The organism is Glutamicibacter sp. 0426, from assembly GCF_001906485.1.
GTDB lineage: Bacteria > Actinomycetota > Actinomycetes > Actinomycetales > Micrococcaceae > Glutamicibacter > Glutamicibacter nicotianae.
In genome coordinates, this window is the sequence record NZ_MPBI01000004.1 from 75,570 (window position 1) to 95,509 (window position 19,940).

Annotated in this window: 15 protein-coding genes and 4 riboswitches; of the genes, 9 read left to right on the forward strand and 6 right to left on the reverse strand. The window is 62.2% G+C overall.

Features of this window, described 5'->3' with window-relative positions:
- Positions 1–47: 47 nt before the first annotated feature.
- The 4 genes from acs to BKX98_RS11445 form a co-directional block, all read right to left on the reverse strand.
- Positions 48–2,009: an acetate--CoA ligase gene (acs, locus tag BKX98_RS11430; protein WP_073707330.1), complete on the reverse strand. Its 1,962-nt coding sequence runs from the start codon at positions 2,007–2,009 to the stop codon at positions 48–50.
- A gap of 61 nt (positions 2,010–2,070) precedes the next feature.
- Positions 2,071–2,898, reverse strand: coding sequence for an ABC transporter permease (locus tag BKX98_RS11435; protein ID WP_038991959.1), 828 nt, complete (start codon positions 2,896–2,898; stop codon positions 2,071–2,073).
- A gap of 6 nt (positions 2,899–2,904) precedes the next feature.
- Positions 2,905–3,927, reverse strand: coding sequence for an aliphatic sulfonate ABC transporter substrate-binding protein (locus tag BKX98_RS11440; protein ID WP_066143637.1), 1,023 nt, complete (start codon positions 3,925–3,927; stop codon positions 2,905–2,907).
- Positions 3,928–4,011: 84 nt separating this feature from the next.
- The gene (locus BKX98_RS11445; protein WP_073707495.1) at positions 4,012–4,827 is read right to left on the reverse strand and encodes an ABC transporter ATP-binding protein; all 816 of its coding nucleotides are present in this window, start codon (positions 4,825–4,827) and stop codon (positions 4,012–4,014) included.
- A gap of 5 nt (positions 4,828–4,832) precedes the next feature.
- Positions 4,833–4,935, reverse strand: a riboswitch (SAM riboswitch).
- Positions 4,936–5,202: 267 nt separating this feature from the next.
- Positions 5,203–5,294, forward strand: a riboswitch (SAM riboswitch).
- Positions 5,295–5,309: 15 nt separating this feature from the next.
- Between BKX98_RS11445 and BKX98_RS11450 the strand changes: the two genes are divergently transcribed.
- On the forward strand, positions 5,310–6,641 hold the full coding sequence (locus tag BKX98_RS11450; protein ID WP_073707331.1) for an acyl-CoA dehydrogenase family protein: 1,332 nt from the start codon (positions 5,310–5,312) through the stop codon (positions 6,639–6,641).
- Positions 6,642–6,699: 58 nt separating this feature from the next.
- Positions 6,700–8,103, forward strand: coding sequence for an LLM class flavin-dependent oxidoreductase (locus BKX98_RS11455; protein WP_073707332.1), 1,404 nt, complete (start codon positions 6,700–6,702; stop codon positions 8,101–8,103).
- A gap of 83 nt (positions 8,104–8,186) precedes the next feature.
- On the opposite strand, the gene ggt is transcribed toward BKX98_RS11455, so the two are convergent.
- Both ggt and BKX98_RS11465 read right to left on the reverse strand, forming a co-directional pair.
- Entirely contained in the window at positions 8,187–10,010 is a 1,824-nt protein-coding gene (gene ggt, locus BKX98_RS11460; RefSeq protein WP_073707333.1) for a gamma-glutamyltransferase, read from the reverse strand.
- Positions 10,011–10,226: 216 nt separating this feature from the next.
- Entirely contained in the window at positions 10,227–11,090 is an 864-nt protein-coding gene (locus BKX98_RS11465; RefSeq protein WP_073707334.1) for an SDR family oxidoreductase, read from the reverse strand.
- Positions 11,091–11,400: 310 nt separating this feature from the next.
- A riboswitch (SAM riboswitch) is annotated at positions 11,401–11,492 on the forward strand.
- Between the two features lie 92 nt (positions 11,493–11,584).
- On the opposite strand from BKX98_RS11465, the gene BKX98_RS11470 reads away from it, so the two are divergent.
- The 7 genes from BKX98_RS11470 to BKX98_RS11500 all read left to right on the forward strand — a co-directional run bounded on the left by BKX98_RS11470 (position 11,585) and on the right by BKX98_RS11500 (position 19,904).
- Entirely contained in the window at positions 11,585–12,604 is a 1,020-nt protein-coding gene (locus BKX98_RS11470; protein WP_073707335.1) for a methionine ABC transporter ATP-binding protein, read from the forward strand.
- Positions 12,601–13,296 carry a methionine ABC transporter permease gene (locus BKX98_RS11475; protein WP_073707336.1) on the forward strand — a complete coding sequence of 232 codons (696 nt, stop codon included), beginning with the start codon at positions 12,601–12,603 and terminating at the stop codon, positions 13,294–13,296. The genes BKX98_RS11470 and BKX98_RS11475 overlap by 4 nt, the downstream gene beginning before the upstream one ends.
- 33 nt (positions 13,297–13,329) lie before the next feature.
- On the forward strand, positions 13,330–14,241 hold the full coding sequence (locus tag BKX98_RS11480) for a MetQ/NlpA family ABC transporter substrate-binding protein (RefSeq protein ID WP_073707337.1): 912 nt from the start codon (positions 13,330–13,332) through the stop codon (positions 14,239–14,241).
- A 294-nt stretch (positions 14,242–14,535) separates the two neighbouring features.
- Positions 14,536–14,627, forward strand: a riboswitch (SAM riboswitch).
- Between the two features lie 124 nt (positions 14,628–14,751).
- A complete protein-coding gene (locus BKX98_RS11485; RefSeq protein ID WP_233125363.1) occupies positions 14,752–16,383 on the forward strand; it encodes an ABC transporter substrate-binding protein in 1,632 nt (543 codons plus the stop codon).
- An 11-nt stretch (positions 16,384–16,394) separates the two neighbouring features.
- Positions 16,395–17,351, forward strand: a complete 957-nt coding sequence (locus tag BKX98_RS11490) for an ABC transporter permease (RefSeq protein WP_013347654.1) — start codon at positions 16,395–16,397, stop codon at positions 17,349–17,351.
- 14 nt (positions 17,352–17,365) lie between these two features.
- Positions 17,366–18,253, forward strand: coding sequence for an ABC transporter permease (locus BKX98_RS11495; RefSeq protein ID WP_083586802.1), 888 nt, complete (start codon positions 17,366–17,368; stop codon positions 18,251–18,253).
- Positions 18,254–18,281: 28 nt separating this feature from the next.
- Positions 18,282–19,904 (forward strand): ABC transporter ATP-binding protein, encoded by a 1,623-nt coding sequence (locus BKX98_RS11500; RefSeq protein WP_073707338.1) that lies wholly within the window; start codon positions 18,282–18,284, stop codon positions 19,902–19,904.
- Positions 19,905–19,940: the final 36 nt, after the last annotated feature.

The following is a 19,940-nucleotide window of genomic DNA, read 5'->3' on the forward strand; positions in this document are numbered from 1 at the left end:
GGAAGAAGCTTCACTTTATTCAACCTCTGGAGGCTTGGCCTGGCTGATTAGCCGCGAGCGCGGCAGATCGCGTTGATCTCCGGGATGCACGGCTCATTCTGCAGACTTGTCGTGTCGCCGAGCGTGGTGCCCTCGAACAGCTGGGTGAGCAGGCGGCGCATGATCTTGCCAGAACGCGTCTTGGGCACATCTGGAACCAGGACGATTTCACGCGGCTTGGCAATCGGGCCGATCTGGACCGCGACGGTCTCGCGAAGCTCGGCGATGAATTCGGCCTGCCGGGCAGCGAGATCCGCATCAGGCGACTCGGCGATCAGGGTCTTGTCCAGCGGCACCACGAAGGCGGTAGCAGCGTGTCCGGTCTTGGGATCCGGGGTGGGGCAGACGCCGGCTTCCACCACACCGGGGTTGGTGACCAGCGCCGACTCGATCTCGATGGTGGACAGCCGATGGCCGGAAATGTTGATCACGTCATCGGTGCGGCCCAGGATGTAGATGTCGCCGTCCTCATCGAAGCGGGCACCGTCACCGGCCAGGAACCAGCCTTGCTCGACGTATTGTTCCCAGTAGCTGGTGTAGTAGCGTGCCGGATTGCCCCAAACGGTACGGGCCATCGACGGGCCGGTGCGGGTAATGACAATATTTCCCTGCTCGTTGGCCGGCATGCTGCGGCCATTGGCGCCAACGATGTCCACCGAAATGCCCGGCAGCGGACGTGCGGCGCAACCCGGCTTGAAGTGCTCATCCGTAGGCAATGGGGAAAGCACTGTCGCGCCGGACTCCGACTGCCACCAGGTATCGACCATGGGCAGGCCCGCCGCGGTGTCGCGGCCAATCTGCTGGCGGAACCATTTCCACGCCTCGGGGTTGACCGCTTCGCCCACGGTGCCGCCGATCTTCACCGACGACAGGTCGTATTCTGCCGGGATGCCGTCGGGGAACCAGCCCATCAGCGAGCGGACCAAGGTGGGAGCGGTGTAGTAGCTGGTGACCTTGTAGCGTTCGATGACCTCGAAGTGCCGGCCCGGATGCGGGGCGTTGGGCACGCCCTCGTAGATGACCTGGGTGACGCCGTTAGCCAGTGGACCGTAGATCTCGTAGGTGTGGGCGGTGACCCAGGCCAGGTCAGCGGTGCACCAGTGCACATCGTGCTCGCGCTGGGACTCGTCTGGATTGGCGAACAGCATGTTGTAGCTGGTGGCCGCCTGCGTCAGGTAGCCGCCGGTGGTGTGCACCAGGCCCTTGGGCTGGCCGGTGGTCCCCGAGGTGTACATGATGAACAGCGGCGTCTCGGAGTCGAAGAACTCCGGGGTGTGCTCGGTGGACTGGGTATCAACCACCTCATGCCACCAGACGTCGCGGCCCTCGGTCCACGGGATCTCATCTCCGGTTCGGCGGATCACCAGCACCTTTTCGATTTCGTTCTCGCCGGCAACTGCCGCATCGGCGTTGTCCTTGACCGGGACCGAGGTGCCGCGGCGGAACTGGCCGTCGGTGGTGACCAGCACCTTCGCCTTGGTGTCTTCCACGCGGAACTTCAGCGCTTCGGCAGAGAACCCGCCGAAGACCAGCGAGTGGATGGCGCCGATGCGGGCGCATGCCAAGGTGATGACGATGGTTTCAATGAGCACCGGCAGGTAGATGACCACGCGGTCGCCCTTCACCACGCCCAGGGATTCCAAGGCATTGGCAGCTTGGGAAACCCGCTCATGCAGATTCTTGTAGGTGACTGCAACGCGGTCGCCGGGTTCGCCTTCGAAGTACAGCGCAACCTTCTCGCCGCGTCCTGCGGCGACGTGGCGGTCGGCGCAGTTCACTGCCGCGTTCAGCTTGCCGCCGAGATACCAGGAAATTTCCGGGCCGCGCTGCGCCTGGGGGTCAGCCGGAATGATGCGGCTGGTGGTGTGCCACGGGGTGTCCCAATCCAAAAGGTGCGCCGCTTCGTCCCAGAATTCCTGGCGTGCCGCCTCTGATTCAGGTGCTGAGGTTGTTGCCAATTCGGTGGTCATTGCAAACTTTCTTTGGTGGGGGAAGGGATAGCGTTGCCAGCCGGTGCTAGCTAGTCCGGGGCTAGGTCCAGCGTTTGATCGCCCAGCGTTCGGCTATCGATAGCAGGGCATCGGTGATTTTTCCGAAGACGGCCAGCAGCACGATGGTCATGATCAGGCGGTCCAGGCGGCCATTGTTCTGCGAATCGGTGAGCAGGAAGCCCAAGCCCATCGACGCTCCGAGCAGTTCAGCCGCGACTAGGAAGAGCCACGCTTGGGCCAGTGCCAAGCGCAGTCCGGAGAAGATGGAAGGGACTACCGCGGGCAGCTGGACTGTGCGCAGCAGCTTCAGTCCCTTCAAGCCGAAGGAGCGAGCGGCCTCGATCAGGTGGGCATCGACATGGCGCAATGCCAAGGCGACGGTGGTGAAGACCGGGAAGAACGCGCCGATGATCACGAGCGTGACCTTGGAATCTTCGCCCATTTTCATCCAGAGCACCAGCAACGGAACCCAAGCCAGCGAAGGGACGGCGCGCAGGGCGCTGATGCTCAGGCCCAGAAACGCATCTGCCAATTTGGACAGGCCGACGAAGGCGCCCAGCGCCAGGCCGAGCAGGGAACCAAAGGCGAAGCCGAGCAGAACACGCTGGGTGGAAATGCCGATATGCTTGCCAAGATCGCCATCTTCGAGGAGCTCAAAGGCGGCGGCAACGACCGAGCCTGGAGTCGGCAGCGTCCACGGAGCAACGGTGCCGCTCACCGTGACGAATTGCCAGACAGCCAGGGTGGCCAGCGGCAGGATCAGCGCAAGCAGCCATTTGGGTGCTCGCAGGATCGTTGCGGCGATGCCTGCCTTGTGCTTGGCAGGTGTCGGATTTTCCCGGGTATCAGCTACGTTTGCGGTGCTCATCGCTGTTTACTCTCCGGAGATCTTCGTAGCATCTGCCTTGAGGGCAAACTGGTCGTCAACGAGGGTTGCCAGTGCTTCATCTACGGATTCCTGCTTGGAAACATCGCCGCTGGCCACCAGGGTGGGGCCAATGTTGCTCAGCACTCCGGTGAATTTGGCGTCGGGAACCGCCGGAACGTCCAGATTGGAGCGTTCCTCGATCACGGTCTTGGCAACTTCTGGTTCGAGCCCTGCAACGTCGGCCAGAATCTCAGCGGTTTCCCCAGGGTTCTCGGCAGCCCAGCCGCGAGCCTTCTCATAGGCGTCGACCACGAGCTGGGCCAGTTCGGGGCTCTGCTCGATGAAATCTTCGCGGGCGTTCAGCGCACCGTAGGTGTTGAAGTCCAGGTTCCGGTAAACCAGCTGCGCGCCGTCTTCTTCGGCGGCGGCCATGATTGGATCCAGGCCGCTCCAGGCATCGACCGAACCGTTGACCAGCGCGGTGCGGCCATCGGCATGCTGCAGGTTCTGCAGCTTGATGTCATCTTCGCTCAGTCCCGCGGTGTCCAGAGCCTGGAGCAGGAAGAAGTAGGGATCGGTGCCCTTGGTGGCGGCCACGGTCTTGCCTGCCAGGTCTTCAACGGACTCGATCTTTGAATCCTTGTCCACTACCAGGGCTGCCCATTCCGGCTGGGAGTACAGGGCGACGGTCTTGATTGGTGCACCGTTGGAACGGTTCAGCAGCGCTGCGGAACCGGCGGTGGAACCGACATCAATAGCACCGGCGCGAAGCGCCTCATTGGCCTTGTTGGAACCTGCGGACTGGATCCACTCGACGTCAACGCCCTGTTCCTTGGCGGCCGCATCCAGCCATCCCTTTTCCTTGAGCACCAGGCTCAGCGGGTTGTACGTGGCAAAGTCGATGGACAAGGTCTGATCACCGGAGTCGGCCGTAGCGTTTTCGCCAGCGCAGCCGGTCAGGGCAACTGCGCCCATGAGCAAAGCGGCGGCGGACAGTGCGGTGCGGCGGGAGAAGCGGTTCAAGAGCATGGAGAATCCTAGAATTATGCGTGCAAGCGGATGGACGATAGGGCAAAGAGCAAGGATCGCCGAGGATCCAATGCGTTCCCTGGATTAATGGTTGGTTGGGTCGACGCCGAGCAGGCGCAGCAGGTGCAGGCGATCGGCAATGAACTTCTCGTCCGTGTGCCGGCGCGGTTTCCCGGCGGAGATCGCTAGGTCTTCGATGACACCAACCGCGCCGTTCCCGGTGCTGCGTCCCAAGACGATAACGCGGTCAGCCAAGGTCAAAGCCTCGTCCACGTCATGGGTCACCATGAGTACCGTGGTGGGGAATGATGCGTGAATTGAGAGCAGCAAATCCTGCATCTTCAGGCGGGTCAGGGCATCGAGCGCGCCGAAGGGCTCATCGAGAAGCAATACGCCCGGGCGGCGGGCCAGCGCGCGAGCCAGCGAAACACGCTGGGCCATGCCTCCGGAAATCTCCCGCGGGCGCAGGCTGGCTGCATGGCTCAGCCCGGTCAGCTCGATCAGCTCATCAATCAGCGCGTCGCCAGAGGTCTTCTCGGTTCCTGGGGCCAGACCCAGCGCAATGTTCTCGCGCACCGATCGCCACGGCAGCAGCCGTGGTTCCTGGAAAGCAACGGCGCATAGCTCGTTGATGCCGTTGACCTCGTGGGTGCCTGTGCGGATGTCACCGGTGGAGGGGTGGTCCAACCCGGAGACCGAACGCAGCAGCGTGGATTTTCCGCAGCCGCTGGCTCCTAGGATCGCGAGGACTTGGCCGGCTGGAATGTGCAAGTTGATGTCGGCCAGCACGGTGCGGCTTTCCTTCTTTGTGGTGAAGGTCCGCGACACGTTGCTGAATTGGACGTCCAGTGCGGTTGAGGTGGTTGAAGTTGCCTCGGGCGCTGCAATGGTAAGAGCCATATCAATCTCCATCGGTCCTGGCGGTAGCACCGGCCTGCGGAGGTGGAGCTCCGAAGGTGGTTGCTGCGGCGTCAAAGAGCCAGATCTCTCGGCCGCTCGGGATGGTTACCCTTCTATTACAGCGAGTCGAACGATTTGGACGCAAATCTTGCGTAACATGAAAAAATCTTCGACAACTGCGTCACATTGCCCAGAAATTTCGTTATTTATTTTACCTAGGTCCGGTTCGATCGACTGCAAGCCAATCCGTGCAACTCATCTTCGATGGGACGGCGATTAGGCTGTGGGATTTGAGCATAGGCCCTTCCAAATCTGAGGCGAAATATGACTTCGCGGCTTGGAAGCGCCGGATTATTACCGTTACAAATGAATCACGACCCATCCAGAGCGGCTGAGAGATCTGGCTCCACGACGCCGCAGCAACCACCCGAAGAGCGGGACGGTGCTACCGCCAGGACCGATGGAAAGAATTGAGAACCCTTATGCCTATTGGCGAATCACCGAATGCCCCAGGGCTGGACTTCAACCAGCTCAGCGATCCTTCGCAAGCCAGCGCTCTGGAACTGGACGAGTTCGAGGAGCAGCTGCCCACCCGGCAGCTGCTGAAGATCACTCCCGGCCCCGGCGCGGATGAGCAGTACGACCGACTGGCCGAAATCTTCCGCCCGGTCTTCGCCCAGATCGCCGCGACCGCCAAGGACCGCGACCTGAACCGCGTGCTTCCCTTCGAGCAGGTAGGCCTGCTGAACCGCGAGCGCTTCGGCGCACTGCGCCTTCCCGTGGCCGACGGCGGCTACGGTGCGCGGCTGGTGGATGTCTTCCGCCTGCTCATCGAGCTCTCCGAGGCCGACTCCCATGTAGGCCAGCTGTGGCGCGCGCATATCGCCTTCGTCGAGAACGTCTTGGCACTGGAAGACGAGGCGCTGCGCAAGAAGTGGGTGGCCCGCATCGCCGCCGGGCAGATCATCGGCAACGCCTACACCGAGCGCGGCGGCAACGCCCTGGGCACCTTGAATACGAAGGCCAGCTTCGTGGACGGGCGCTGGGTAGTCGACGGCGAGAAGTACTACTGCACCGGCACCATCTTTGCCGACTGGACCACTGTTGCGGTGGCCCACCCTGAGCTTGCCGGACGCCAGATCGCGGTGGTGTCCACCCAGCGCAGCGGCGTCAAGATCCTCGATGACTGGGACGGATTCGGCCAGGGCCTGACCGGAACCGGCACCACCGAATTCCATCAGGTCCCGGTGGACTGCTTCATGCCGCAGCAGCGCAACGACTCCGAAGCGGCGATCTTCCAGCTGGTGCTCATGTCCGTGCAGGCAGGCATCGCCCGCGCCGCGCTGAACGACCTGCGCAGCGCCGTGCAGGCACGCACCCGCATCTTCACCACCGGAACCGGGGTGCCGGTGTACCAGGAACCCCAGGTCCTGCAGCTGGTGGGCGAGGTGTCCGCGGAGTCCTTCGCCGCTGACTCGGTGGTGATCGGCGCGGTGCTCGAAGTCGAGGCGGCCCTGGGCGATCCGGGACTGAACGACGAGGAACGCTATGCGGTCTGCGAGCTGGCCGCCAACCGTGCCCAAACCGTGGTGCAGCCGCTGGCCATCGGGGTGACCAGCAAGCTCTTCGACGGGCTGGGTGCCTCGTCCACCAGAAGCGGCTGCAACCTTGACCGGCACTGGCGCAATGCGCGCACCATCGCCACGCACAACCCGGCGATCTACAAGGCGCGCATCGTCGGGGACTACGAGATCAACGGAGTCCAGCCGCAGCGGCTGTCCGTCACCGGCGAAGATTCGACCCAGCGGGCCTGAGCGCCCGCGACGCAAACCAGATACTTTCCATGAACATCGACCTAATGGGGGCAAAGACATGAGCGAGAACAAGCGCGAGATCCTATTCAACGCATTCGACATGAACTGCGTGGTGCACCAGTCGCCGGGCCTGTGGCGCCACCCGCAGGACAAAGCCGCCGACTACAAGACCATCGGCTACTGGACCCACCTGGCCAAGGTGCTGGAAGAGGGCAAGTTCGACGGGTTGTTCCTGGCCGATGTGCTGGGCACCTACGACGTGTTCAACGACAGCAACGAGTCCCCGCTGCGCACCGGCGCCCAGGCCCCGGTCAACGACCCGTTCATGCTGGTCTCCGCGATGGCAGCGGTCACCGAGAACCTGGGCTTCGGTGTCACCGCCGGCACCGCCTACGAGCACCCGTACCCGTTCGCCCGCCGCCTGGCCACCCTGGACCACCTGACCAACGGCCGCGTGGGCTGGAACGTGGTCACCGGCTACCTGCCCTCCGCCGCGCGCAACATGGGCCAGGACGACCAGATGGAGCACGACGAGCGCTACAACCACGCGGACGAGTACCTTGAGGTCGTCTACAAGCTGCTCGAAGGCTCCTGGGAGGAGGACGCGGTGCAGGCCGACAAGGCCAGCGGCATCTACACCGACCCTGCCAAGGTGCACCCGATCGAGCACGAGGGCAAGTACTTCAAGGTGCCCGGCATCGCCATCACCGAACCGAGCACCCAGCGTACCCCGGTGATCTACCAGGCCGGCGCCTCCTCGCGCGGCATGAAGTTCGCCGCGGAAAACGCGGAAGCGGTCTTCGTGACCAGCCCTACCCGCGAAATGCTCAAGGCCACCGTTACCAAGATCCGCGACGCGGCGCAGGCCGCTGGCCGCGACCGCCACGACATCAAGATCTTCGCGATGCAGACCATCATCACCGGCGAGGACTCGGCCGCCGCGCAGGCGAAGTTCGAGGACTACAAGTCCTACGCCGACATCGAGGGCGCCCAGGTGCTGATCTCCGGATGGATGGGCGTTGACCTGTCCACGTACGGCCCGGACGACGTCATCGGAGCCAACGTGAAGTCCAACGCCATCCAGTCCACGGTCGAAACCTTCCAGAAGGCCAGCGGCGACGAGGGCAAGCCGTGGACCATCCGCCAGCTGGCCGAATGGGTGGGCGTGGGCGGCTTCGGCCCGATCACCGTCGGATCCGGCGCCGAGGTCGCCGAGAAGCTCATCGACTGGGTGGACTACACCGACGTGGACGGCTTCAACCTGGCCTACGCAATCACCCCGGGCACCTTCGAGGACGTCGTGAAGTACGTGGTTCCCGAGCTGCAAGCGCGCGGCGCATACAAGACCGAGTACGCCAAGGGCTCGCTGCGCAACAAGCTGTTCGGCGAGGGGGACCGCGTGAAGGGCACCCACCGCGCAGCCCAGTACAAGGTCGCCAACCGGCTGGCCGCCCAGGCCTGAGCGGCTGGCCAGCTCGCGCAATAGGCGGCGGCCTGCGGCAACTTCGCAAGAATGTTGCCGCAGGCCGCCGTTTTTCTGCACGCCTACTCGGTTGGCTCCAGCACCATGGCCGAACCGCCGCCGCGCCTGGTGGGCTCGGCCGCCGCGGTGAGCGTGCCATCGGCTGCGATTTCCACCGCTTCAACGGCACCGATTTCAGCCTGCGGGGTGAAGGAATCGCCAGCAGGCGTGAGCTTGTGGCCAAAGGCCTCAAGCGCAGGGCCATAGGATTCGATGAACTCGGGTTCGGCGGTGACCGCGGCCGTATTGCGCTGAGATGCCCGCGGCGCGGCGATGGCTTCGCTGATGCTCATGCCCAAGTCGATGCGGTTCACCAGGGTCTGCAGCACCGTGGTGATGATGGTTGAACCGCCCGGGGAACCGATGGCCAGCACCGGTTCGCCCTCCTGCAGGACAATGGTGGGCGCCATCGAGGAGCGCGGGCGCTTGCCAGGCTCGATACGGTTCGGATCCTGCGGATCGTAGACCGTGGAGAAATCGGTCAGCTCATTGTTCAGCAGGAATCCGCGGCCGGGAACCACCATGCCCGAGCCGCCGGTCTGCTCGATGGTCAACGTGTAGGAAACGACGTTGCCCCAGCGATCCACCACCGACAGGTGGGTGGTGGAGATGTTTTCCGTGTCCCGCTCTTCAACCGGCTCGCTGGTGGCAGCAGGGCACTGGCCATCATGGTTCTCGATATCGCCCGGAGCGACCGGCTTGGCCGCGGCCTGGTCCGGATTGATGGCGCACGCCCGATCCGCACCGAACAGCTTATCGGTCAGGGTCTGGGTCGGAACATCGGCGAAAGCCGGGTCGCCGACGAACTTGCCGCGATCAGCGTAGGCAAGAGCAGTTGCCTCGAAATAATGGTGCAACGCATCGGCTTCGTCCATGGCCGCCACGTCGAACTGGCCCAGGATGTTCAGCGATTCGCCGATGGTGGTTCCTCCGCTGGAAGATGGAGCCATGCCGAAGACATCGTAGCCCCGGTAATCCACTTGCGTGGGTTCCTGCTCAACCACTTTGTAGCCGGCCAGATCGGCGGTGGACAACTGCCCCGCGGGAACCGGGAGGGTGGTGTCTTCGCTCTTTGGCGGTGCCTGCACCGTGTGGGCGATCTCGGCGGCCAAGTCGCCTGCATAGAACCCGTCGAGGCCTTGCTTGGCCAGCATCCGGTAGGTGTCCGCCAGATCCGGATTCTTGAAGATGGTCCCGACTTGGGGAGCATCCCCGCCGGGCAAGAACAATTCGCTCGTGGCAGGGAACGCGGCGAACCGTTCCTTGTTGTCCAAGGTCTGCTCGCGGAACGTCTCATCAATGGCAAAGCCGCGGGAAGCGATTTTGGTTGCCGGCCGCAGGACCTGCTTCAGGTTCTGCGAACCCCAATTGTCCAGGGCGCGTTGCCATGTGGCCAAGGTTCCGGGCACGCCGACTGCCACGCCGCTGGTAACCAGTTCCGGGGTGAAGTTGTACGGTTCGCCGGTTTCAGGATCGATGAATGCATCTTTGGCAATGCCTGCCGGGGCGGTTTCGCGACCATCGATCGTGCTGACCTTTCCCGATTGCGCATCGTAGTAGAGGAAGTATCCGCCACCGCCAATGCCGGCGCTGTAGGGTTCGGTGACGCCGAGTGCCGCCGCGGTGGCCACGGCCGCATCCACGGCGTTGCCTCCCTTGCGCAGGACTTCGATGCCGGCGGCGGTGGCCTCCGGGTCCACCGAAGACACCGCGCCTCCGGTTCCAATGGCAGTCGGGACTTTTTCGGTGTGGCGTGGATCCGCGCTCGCCGGGACAGCCGAGAAAGCTCCCAGGCCCAAGGCGATGGCTGCAGCGCAGGCAACTGGCCTCAAACGTGCTCGTGGCATACTTTGATCTCCTCTTCAGGTGGGGATGAAGTATGCGCAAATTTACGGGAGCGGAACCTCCCAGCGAGCTTGTGACACGCAGCACAATCTATCTGGGCGTTAAATTGCACCCTTGTCGCGCGAATATTCGCGGTTGAGAAGCTTAAATGCTGCAGGGCAGGCACCGCGGCAGCGACTGCCGCGAGTGCCTGCCCGCTGGACCCTCGATGATCGGTGCTACTTGTCCAGGTTGTCCTTGATGACCTTGCCCAAGGACGCTGGAGCGCGGCCGATCAGCTTGGCCAGGTCACCGGTGCTAACCTCCAGTGCTCCTTCGCGAATGCGCACGTCGGTATCGACGAGGATGTGCGCGAAGGGTCCTGGGACTCCGGCATCAGCGTAGATCTTTTCCAGCTGCTCGGGATCCACTTCCTGGTAGGCGACGTCCTGGCCAGCGGCGGCGCCGACAGCGCCAGCAAGCTGGTTGAGGGTGAATGGCTTGTCGCTGCCCAACTCGTAGATCTTGCCGTTCTGCTCTTCATCGGACAGCAGCACCGCGGCGGCTGCCTCCGCGAAATCGGCCCGGGCGGCAGCGCTGATCTTGCCCTCGCCCGCGGCACCGAGGATTACGCCGCTATTGAGGTAGCCCATGAGCTGGTCGGTGTAGTTCTCGATGTACCAGCCGTTGCGCAGCAGCACGTACCCGATGCCGGATCCGGCCAGCAATCGCTCGGTGGCGATGTGCTCCTCGGCGAGCTCCATGCCGCCGGTCATCGCGTTGGCAATGGACGTGTAGGCGATCAGCGAGACGTCCACCTGCTTGGCGGCGTTGATGATGTTCTCATGCTGGGCAACGCGCTGGCCCACTTCGCTGGAGGAGATCAGCAGCAGCTTGTCGACGCCTTCAAGCGCAGAAACCAGATCTGGCTGGACGTTGTAATCGGCAACGCGGGTTTCCAAGCCCTTGCCTGCCAGCGGGGCCAGCTTTTCCTCCGAACGGCCGATGGCAATCAGCTGCGCGGGATCGGCCCCGCGCTCCAGCAGCGCATCGATGACGAGTCCTCCGAGTTGTCCGGTGGCTCCGGTAATTGCGATCTTCATGGCAGTCCTTTCAAAAGCAGTCGGTGATTCCAACCGTAGGCCGGCATCGAGTATTCCCGATGCCGGGCCGGGCCGCGGCATCAGCGGCCGGCGGTTGCCGGGGAAGGCTCCGGCCGAGCGCAAATCCGCCGGAGCACTTCCGACTTGGAAGGTCATATGAACGGCAATGAGACGAATCATGACGCCGAAGATGATGCCGACGGCCCGCAGTGCCGGATCGGAAATGACGTGATGTCGCAGTGTTGCGCAACTCTTGGCTTGGTCCGGCCAGGAAACGCATGCTGGGAACACCTGGCCTCCAAGGCCGGGCAACCCATCCAGAGCGACCGAGAGACCTGGCTCGTTGACGTCGCAGCAACCACCCGAACCACGGGACGGTGCTACCGCCAGGACCGATGGAGCAGTGGCTGCCACCGGGCCACGCCTGGCTACGAGCCGGCACAGCCTCGGCCCTGGGCAGTCCTTCCCGGTGCAACATCCAAGGAGCACGCAGCATGATCGAGATCAAGGACCTGCACAAGCACTATGACACCGCTCAGGGGCGCATCGAGGTGCTCAAGGGGATCGACCTGTCGGTGCCGGAAGGCTCGATCACCGCAGTAGTCGGCCCTTCCGGGGCAGGCAAATCGACCCTGTCCCATTGCATCTCGCTGCTGGAGAAGCCCAGCAGCGGGCAGATCCTCGTTGACGGCAAGGATCTCGGCGCGCTCTCTGGCAGGGCCTTGCGCGCTGAACGCCGCGCCATCGGCACGATCTTCCAGAACTCGGCCCTGCTGAGCCGGCTGAGCGTCGCCGAGAACGTGGCCCTTCCGCTGCGGAACCTCGGGGTGGTCCACCACGAAATGCAGCAGCGGGTGGCCCAGCTGCTGGACCGGGTCGGGCTGCTGGAGAAGGCGAACGCCTATCCCGGGCAGCTCTCCGGCGGCCAGCGGCAGCGCGTCGGCATCGCCCGGGCCCTGGCCCTGCGGCCACGGCTGCTGCTCTCCGACGAAGCCACCTCGGGCCTGGATCCCGAATCCACGCACCAGGTGCTGGGGCTGCTGGATTCGCTGCGCAGCGATCTGGGCTTGTCCATCATCCTGATCACCCATGAGATGGATGTGGTGCGGCATGTGGCCGACGAGGTCGCCCAGCTGGCCGGCGGGCGCATTGCCGAGCACGGAGCCCTGCATGAGCTGGTGGCCTCCCCAGGCTCGGCGACCGGGGAGAAGCTGCTGCCGCTGCGGGCCGAGGACCTGCCGGCAGGCTTCGACTATGCCGTGACGGTGGCCTACCGCAAAGACCGGGTCGATCCCGGCTGGATCTCCCGGCTGGGCATCGAGCACGGGATCGCGGTGGCCCTGCTTGGCGGTGCCGTCGAGGCGCACCACGAGGGGACCTTGGGCCGCGTGCGCTTGGGCGTGCGGGGCACGAGCCCTCAGGACCTGGTCCGGTTGCTGGACGGGTGGGGCCTGCAGGCCGACCCGGGCAGCCTGGTCCGCAACAATCGCGAACTGGTGGAGGCCAACGCATGAGAATCCCCTTTGAAAGCGCAGCGGTGGGCACCGACACTCCGTGGCAGCAATTGCCCGAGTTGATGCTGCCGGCCTACGGCCAGACCTGGGCCATGGTCGGAATCGTCATGGCCCTGGTCATCAGCCTCGGAGGACTGATGGGCATCGCGCTGTACAACACCGATCGACAGGGGCTCTTCCCGCGGGCGCGCCTGCATGCGGTGCTCAGCTGGATCGCCAACATGGGACGCTCCCTGCCGTTCCTGGTGCTGATGGCAGCGATCATCCCCTTCACCAAATGGGTCACCGGCACCACCATCGGCATTGCCGCGGCTGCCGTGCCCATGACCATTGCCGGCATCCCGTTCTTCGCCCGGCTGGTGCAGAACGCGCTGAACGACCTGCCGAGGCACAACCTGGCCGTAGGGCTGGTGACCGGCGGTTCGGCCGCGCAGATCATCGGCACCACCCAGATCCGCGAGGCGCTGCCGGCCCTGGCCTCGGCCATCACGCTGAACACCATCTCGATGATCGAGTACTCGGCCATCGCCGGGACCATCGGGGCCGGGGGCATCGGCTATCTCGCCGTGACCTACGGCTACCAGCGCTTCGACATGAATGTCATGCTGGCGACCATCGTGGTGCTGATCCTGACCGTGCAAATTGTCCAATTCCTCGGCGACCGCATCGCCCGCGCCCTGGCGCGTCCCTGAACACCATCGACGAACGAACGAACGAGCGAGACCATGACTACACCGCACACCGGGCACGACCACGGCTTCACGCTGCGCAAGAACCGCAATGCCCTTCCCTGGACCATCGCCGCCCTCGCGGCCGTGGCCGCCCTCATCCTCGGCGTGCTGCTGGGCCAGCAGCGCTCCGCCCCTGCCGCCGCCTCGGCCGCCGGAAGCCAGACGAAGTTCACGGTCCACTTCGAACCGGCCATGGCCGGGGAGGAGAAGATCCTGGATTTCGTGGCGCGCCAGATCGCGCCTGACTACGGCATCGAAATCGAGAAGGTCGGGCTGCAGGATCCGATCCAGGCCAACCAGGCGGTGGCCAGCGGCCAATTCGATGCCACCATTTTCGAGCACCAGTGGTACATGGAGCAGTCCGCCGAGGCTGCCGGAGTCGAGCTGGAACCCACGGTGGAGCTCTTCCAGTGGGGTTTCGGGCTCTACTCGAACCATTACGACTCGGTCGAGGACATCCCGCGCGGCGCCTCGCTGCTGCTGCCCAACGATGTGGCCAACCAGGGCCAGGCGCTGTGGCTGCTGCAACGCGAGGGCCTTCTCGGCCTGGACCCTGACATCGAACCGCGCACCGCGAAGATCTCCGATGTCATCGATAACCCCCGGGGCTTCGAATTGAAGGAAGCCGACCTGCTGGCGATGCCGCGCATGCTCGACGACGTCGGCGTGGCGATCGGCTACGTCTCCCAGTTCGATGCGGGCAAGGTCGACCGCGACCAGGGGATCTTGTTCCCCGAGCCGCCCAAGACCTTTGCCTCCCGCCTGATCATGGGCGCGGAGTATGCCAAGAGCGCCGATGCGCAGAAGCTGGTGGAAGCATTTTCCGATCCGCGGCTGCAGGAGTACCTGGCCACGACCGAGGATCCGCTGGTCCAGGGAGTGCTCACCCCGGTCTCCGGTTCCTGACGGCAACCCCCATTGCGCCGTACGGATCGGCGTGCGCGAAGCGGCCCGGCACCGACAGGAGCCGGGCCGCTTCGCGCTCCTGATGACGCATTGTCTCCGCCGAGGCCAGCAGCGTCAAGGATTTCCTGTCAAGGTGCTTAATCCTTGGACTTGTGACAGAGCATTACGCCCAATATGACGAACATCGGGCATTTCAGAATGCGTTGTGTGACTTCATGACCCCTGTCTTACGTAACGCTTGTCTGCTGAATTCACGGGTTGCAGACTTGAATTGTTCGGTCGGTACAGCCGGACACCCCATCCAGAGCGACCGAGAGACCTGGCTCGTTGAAGTCGCAGCAACCACCCGTGAACGGGAGCGGTGCTAAGGCCGGGACCGATGGAGATTGCTAATTTTCACGACAGTCTGCCGGGAGAAACTCGCCAAGAGTAGTCCCACGAATCATGGCAGAACGTACAGGGAATCTAGGCGTAATCCTCGGGTCACCAACCGAGAGGACATTTGAAATCATGCGTACAGCACATTTTGGACTGAAGACCACTGCGATTCTTGCCGTTCTGGGCTTATCGCTCACCGCGTGCGGCGGCAACGCCAATAAGACGGGCGCAGCGCAGGCGGTAGCCGATCCAGGGACGCCGGTTGAAGGTGGCACCTTCACCTTCGCTGAAGTCACCCCTATCAACAATTGGCAGACTCAGGCAGCACGCTTCTATGAGAAGGCGAATGTTCTGAACTCAGTGCTTGATCGCCTGACCTACTATGACGTGGAAGCCGGCAAACTGGTTGGCTGGATCGCCAGCGAGTTCGAAGCCAATGAGGACCAGACGGAGTTCACTTTCACCATTCGCGACGGTGTCACTTTCTCAGACGGCTCCAAGCTGGATGCTGAGGCTGTGAAGCTGAACCTGGACGCCCTTGGAAAGGGAATCAAGTCTGCCCAGATTGCGCCAAACGTTGATTTTGCCGCCTATAAGTCGGCAGAAGTCGTAGGGGGCAACAAGGTCAAGGTAACGCTCAAGCGACCAGATGCCAATTTCCTCAGGTCGACTTCCTCCGTAACTGCTGGTTTGGTGTCCCCGAAGACCCTTGAACTGGACAATGCCGCGCAGTCTTCGATCTCCAAGATAGTTGGTTCCGGCCCATTCGTCTTCGAATCGGAAAAGCCTGATGAAGAAGTCGTTTTCAGCAGCCGGGATGACTACGCCTGGGCGCCAGAAACTGCCCCGAACCAGGGCGATGCCTACCTGGATACCCTGGTTATCAAGTACCTTCCAGAGGTCGCTAGCCGTGCCGGCGCCGCCCAGTCCGGGCAGGTGGATCTCGTCCGAGGATTGCAGCCGGTAGACGAACAGGTGCTGGCCTCCAGCGGCGGCAAGGTTTATGCCGCCGAAGGGGTGGACCTGACCACCAACCACGCGGCCGTGCGCATTGGCTCGGGAAAGCTGGAAGACGTCAAAGTCCGCCAGGCACTGCAGGTTGCAATCGACCGCCAGGCCATCAAAGACACCGTTCTCTCGGATAGCTATGTCATTTCGGGATCGATCCTCAACCACAAGGCACCAGGGTTTGTAGACCTGTCAGCAGAATTGGCTTATAACCCGGAAAAGGCCAAGCAGTTATTGGACGAGGCCGGATGGAAGCCGGGCGCAGATGGCATTCGGGAGAAGGACGGGAAAAAGTTGGAAGTCACGGTTTCCACCTCCAATAACTCCGTAGTCATCAAGCCAGCGTTCGAACTGATTGAGCAGCAATGGCGCGAGATCGGCGTCCAGCTGATCAACCGCGCGGCGGACAATACTTTCCTGACCAACGCACTTGTCGACGACAAGGTGGAGTTCTTCGGAACTCGCCAGTTTGCGTACGGCGGACTGGGCCCGGTCTATGCACCTGCGAACAACAACCAGACCCTTCGCGCTGATCCTGAACTGAACAAGCTTTTCACCAAAGAGCAGTCGGCGACCACCGATGAGGAACACCTGAAACTGGTCGAAGAAGAACAGCGTGCCCTGGTGCTGGACAAGGCCCTGACGCTGGTTCTTTGGGACGAAGTCCAGGTCTATGGCGCCAATAGCTCGGCGAACGTCGAGTTCACTTCCGGTACCGCGCCCATCTTCCAAGGTGCTTGGAAGAGCGAAGGCTAGGAACCAAATCCATGGGCACTTACATCGTAAAACGACTGGGACAGGCGCTTCTGGTCATCTGGCTTGCCTACACAGCGGTTTTCATTGCCGTGCAATCCTTGCCGAATGACCCGGTCACGATCTTCCTGAGCACTGACTCGGCGGCGGATCCGGCCACCATTGCCCAGATGAAGGCATACTACGGATACGACCAGCCGCTCTTCGTGCAGTACTTCTCGCAGTTGCTCGGGCTGCTTCGCGGGGATCTTGGATATTCGTTATCCAATGGTTCGGAAGTGGCAACGCGCATCGGGGAAGTCGCTGGATCAACCTTGATTCTGGCTGGCAGTGCATTCGTTCTTTCAGTGGTATTCGCCCTGATTATCGCGTCGGCTGCGAGCCTGGCCAGAGGCGGGAAGTTGCGCAAGGCGCTGCTGAACCTGCCACCTTTGATGGTTTCGATACCTGTTTTCTGGTTGGGTCTGCTGCTCTTGCAGCTGTTGGCCGTGCAGCTCGGCGTGATGTCGCTGTTCCCGGATGGATCGTTCATGTCGTTGGCGGTGCCAATCTTCGTGCTGGCCGTGCACCTGAGCGCTCCGATTGCCCAGGTCCTGATCAAGAGCGTGCAGGAAGTGAATAGGCAACCGTTTATTGAAGTTTTGCGCGCCAAAGGCGCAAGCGAAGCATGGATCTTCTACAGGCACACCTTGAAGAACGCGGCCCCGGCCGCGCTATCCATTGCCGGTATCACCATTGGTGCCTTGCTCGCTGGTTCCGTCATCACCGAGACCGTGTTTTCCCGCGCGGGATTAGGCCAGCTGATCTTGCAGTCAGTGACGGCGCAGGACATTCCACTGGTCCAGGGATTGGTGCTGCTGACCGCAGTCGTTTTCACCGCAGTCAACTTGCTCGTTGATCTCATCCACCCGCAGCTCGATCCACGCATCGTCACGTCAACAAGCGGCGCAACCCGCTCGCTCGTTGCGTAAGGAAAGTAGGACTAATGAGTCTCATAACCGAACACGTTGGATCGGTGGACACTGCTGACCAGCCGCTAGCTTCAACCAAGACTGCAAGCAAAATAGGAAATCCAGCAGCACGCTGGTTTGCCGCTTGGTGGGTTCTCATTCCGCTGGCCGTATTTGTGGCGTGGGCTTTTCTTCCATCGCTCTTTACGGGCCACGACCCGATTACTGGTGTGCCGGCTGACAAGCTGCTAGCGCCATCCGCGGAACACCTGTTCGGAACCGACCATCTGGGGCGTGACATCTACAGCCGAGTTGTCTACGGAACGCGCCAGACCCTGCTGACCGCGGGCCTGGCGTGCTTGGTTGGAAGCGTTGTCGGCTCGATCCTCGGTCTGCTGGCGGGCACTGCTGGACGTTTCGCAGATACCGTGGCAATGCGATTTGTCGATATTGTCCTGGCAGTTCCGGCCTTCCTCATTGCGCTGATTCTGGTCACCGCGACTGAACCTGGACCGCTGTCCTTGGGCCTGGGTGTAGGCATCGCCTCTATCGCGGCATTCGCACGCCTCGTGCGCACAGAGGTGCTGAGGGTCCGCTCTCGAGATTTCGTGCAGGCAGCGTTAATGAGTGGCGGGAAGTACTTCACGGTGCTGCGTCGGCACATCATCCCGCATATCGTCGGTCCGGTGCTGTCCTTGCTAGCTGTGGATCTGGGTGCTGCAATTCTTGCGATCTCCGGTTTAGGGTTCCTCGGCTTCGGGTCGCCACCGCCAACCCCTGAATGGGGACTGCTGATTTCCGAAGGCCGCCAGTACCTTTCGGTGGCTTGGTGGCTGACGACATTGCCGGGATTGGTCATCGTGTCGGCGGTCATGCTGACAGCCGTACTGGGACGTGCCATCAACAAGGCATTCCGCTTCTAGCTCTACACTTCGATGAACGGACAAGACCATGAACGCAACCAGCAACGCTTCTTCTGCGGTGATCCGCATAGAGGACTTAACAGTCCAGTATGCCCAAGGCACCGTAGCTGCTGACAGCATCAACTTGGAAATTCCAGCGGGACAAATCGTTGCCATTGTCGGTGAATCCGGCTCGGGCAAATCAACGCTGACCAAGACCCTGATTGGCCTATTGCCACAGGGGACGGAGGTCCAGGGAAGCGTGCGTTTCGGCGGTACTGAAGTCACCAATCTTTCTTTGTCCGACTGGCGTGCCATTCGTGGTGCCGGAATCGGCTTAGTCCCGCAGGATCCGGGCGCCTCGCTGGATCCCGTGAAGACCATTGGCTCCCAGATCATCGAAGTATTCCGTTTGCATCCGTCACGCTCAGTTCCAAAGGCCCAGTGGCGCTCTAAGGCAATCGAACTGATGCAGAGCGTTGGCATCGACCGGGCGGAAAGCCGGCTGGATCAATTTCCGCACGAGCTTTCTGGCGGGCTGAAGCAACGTGTATTGATTGCCATCGCCTTCGCGTTGAATCCTCAACTGCTCATTGCGGATGAACCCACCAGCGCCTTGGACGTCACCGTCCAGCGCACAGTTTTGGAAGTTTTCGTTTCGCTGGCTCGGAAGAAGGGAACCACTGTACTCTTCGTAACTCACGATCTGGCTGTTGCGACTGACATCGCAGACCGGGTACTGGTCATGAATTCGGGGAGGCTCCTCGAAGATCGCAGCGTTCCGGCGCTGGTTGCACAGAGCACTGAACCGTACACCAAGGCACTGCTCGACCAGGCCTATGCGCATCAGGACCGGCAGCAACCTTCAACCTCAGACGACATCGCGATCACAGTGGAGGGACTCGGCAAGGTCTTCGGCAAAGGCCGCAACGAGCACCAGGTTCTTTCCGACGTCAGTTTCGAAGTGCAGCGAGGCACCACGTTCTCGCTGGTAGGCGAGTCCGGTTCCGGAAAATCCACAACAGCAAAAATCATCATGGGAATGCATCCAGCCACCGAAGGATCGGTGCTGGTCAACGGCAGAGAAGTTGCCAACATCAGCGGCAAGCAGCGCTATGACCTGTGGAGGGACGCGCAACTGGTCTATCAGAACCCCGACTCTGCCCTGGACCCGCGACAGTCGATCGGCTCGATCATCGCTGAACCAATGGTCAACTACCGTCTGGGTGATTCCGCTTGGCGTGCCCAGCGAGTAGCGCAGTTGATGGATCAGGTGAACCTGCCAGAACAGCTGGTCGGAAGACGCCCAGGAGAGCTTTCCGGGGGACAACGCCAACGCGTCGCCATTGCCCGGGCTCTGGCAAGCGGTGCCAAAATTCTCGTCCTCGATGAAGCATTGAGCGCACTTGATGTACTCACCCAGGAACAAATACTTGAGTTGCTCGACCAGTTGCAGCGCGAAGAACAACTGACCTACCTGTTCATTTCCCATGATCTGCATGTGGTGGAACGGATCAGCCACCGCGTTGGCGTGATGTGCCATGGGCAAATTGTCGAGTCGGGAACCGTCGATGAAATCTATTCCAATCCCCAGCATGAGTACACCAGAAGCCTGCTTGCGGCGAATCCCGGCAAGGTACTTCGCGAATTGGCCGATACGCGTACCGCCTAGCCATTTCACACCAATTCCAAAATCTACAAGGAGCAT

Excerpts from the sequence above, each read along its gene's own strand:
- BKX98_RS11470 (WP_073707335.1), top strand. The coding sequence starts at position 11,585 with ATGATCGAGATCAAGGACCTGCACAAGCACTATGACACCGCTCAGGGG.
- BKX98_RS11475 (WP_073707336.1), top strand. The coding sequence starts at position 12,601 with ATGAGAATCCCCTTTGAAAGCGCAGCGGTGGGCACCGACACTCCGTGG.
- BKX98_RS11440 (WP_066143637.1), bottom strand. The coding sequence starts at position 3,927 with ATGCTCTTGAACCGCTTCTCCCGCCGCACCGCACTGTCCGCCGCCGCT.
- BKX98_RS11435 (WP_038991959.1), bottom strand. The coding sequence starts at position 2,898 with ATGAGCACCGCAAACGTAGCTGATACCCGGGAAAATCCGACACCTGCC.
- ggt (WP_073707333.1), bottom strand. The coding sequence starts at position 10,010 with ATGCCACGAGCACGTTTGAGGCCAGTTGCCTGCGCTGCAGCCATCGCC.
- BKX98_RS11485 (WP_233125363.1), top strand. The coding sequence starts at position 14,752 with ATGCGTACAGCACATTTTGGACTGAAGACCACTGCGATTCTTGCCGTT.
- BKX98_RS11445 (WP_073707495.1), bottom strand. The coding sequence starts at position 4,827 with ATGGCTCTTACCATTGCAGCGCCCGAGGCAACTTCAACCACCTCAACC.
- BKX98_RS11455 (WP_073707332.1), top strand. The coding sequence starts at position 6,700 with ATGAGCGAGAACAAGCGCGAGATCCTATTCAACGCATTCGACATGAAC.
- BKX98_RS11465 (WP_073707334.1), bottom strand. The coding sequence starts at position 11,090 with ATGAAGATCGCAATTACCGGAGCCACCGGACAACTCGGAGGACTCGTC.
- acs (WP_073707330.1), bottom strand. The coding sequence starts at position 2,009 with ATGACCACCGAATTGGCAACAACCTCAGCACCTGAATCAGAGGCGGCA.
- BKX98_RS11495 (WP_083586802.1), top strand. The coding sequence starts at position 17,366 with ATGAGTCTCATAACCGAACACGTTGGATCGGTGGACACTGCTGACCAG.
- BKX98_RS11490 (WP_013347654.1), top strand. The coding sequence starts at position 16,395 with ATGGGCACTTACATCGTAAAACGACTGGGACAGGCGCTTCTGGTCATC.
- BKX98_RS11500 (WP_073707338.1), top strand. The coding sequence starts at position 18,282 with ATGAACGCAACCAGCAACGCTTCTTCTGCGGTGATCCGCATAGAGGAC.
- BKX98_RS11480 (WP_073707337.1), top strand. The coding sequence starts at position 13,330 with ATGACTACACCGCACACCGGGCACGACCACGGCTTCACGCTGCGCAAG.
- BKX98_RS11450 (WP_073707331.1), top strand. The coding sequence starts at position 5,310 with ATGCCTATTGGCGAATCACCGAATGCCCCAGGGCTGGACTTCAACCAG.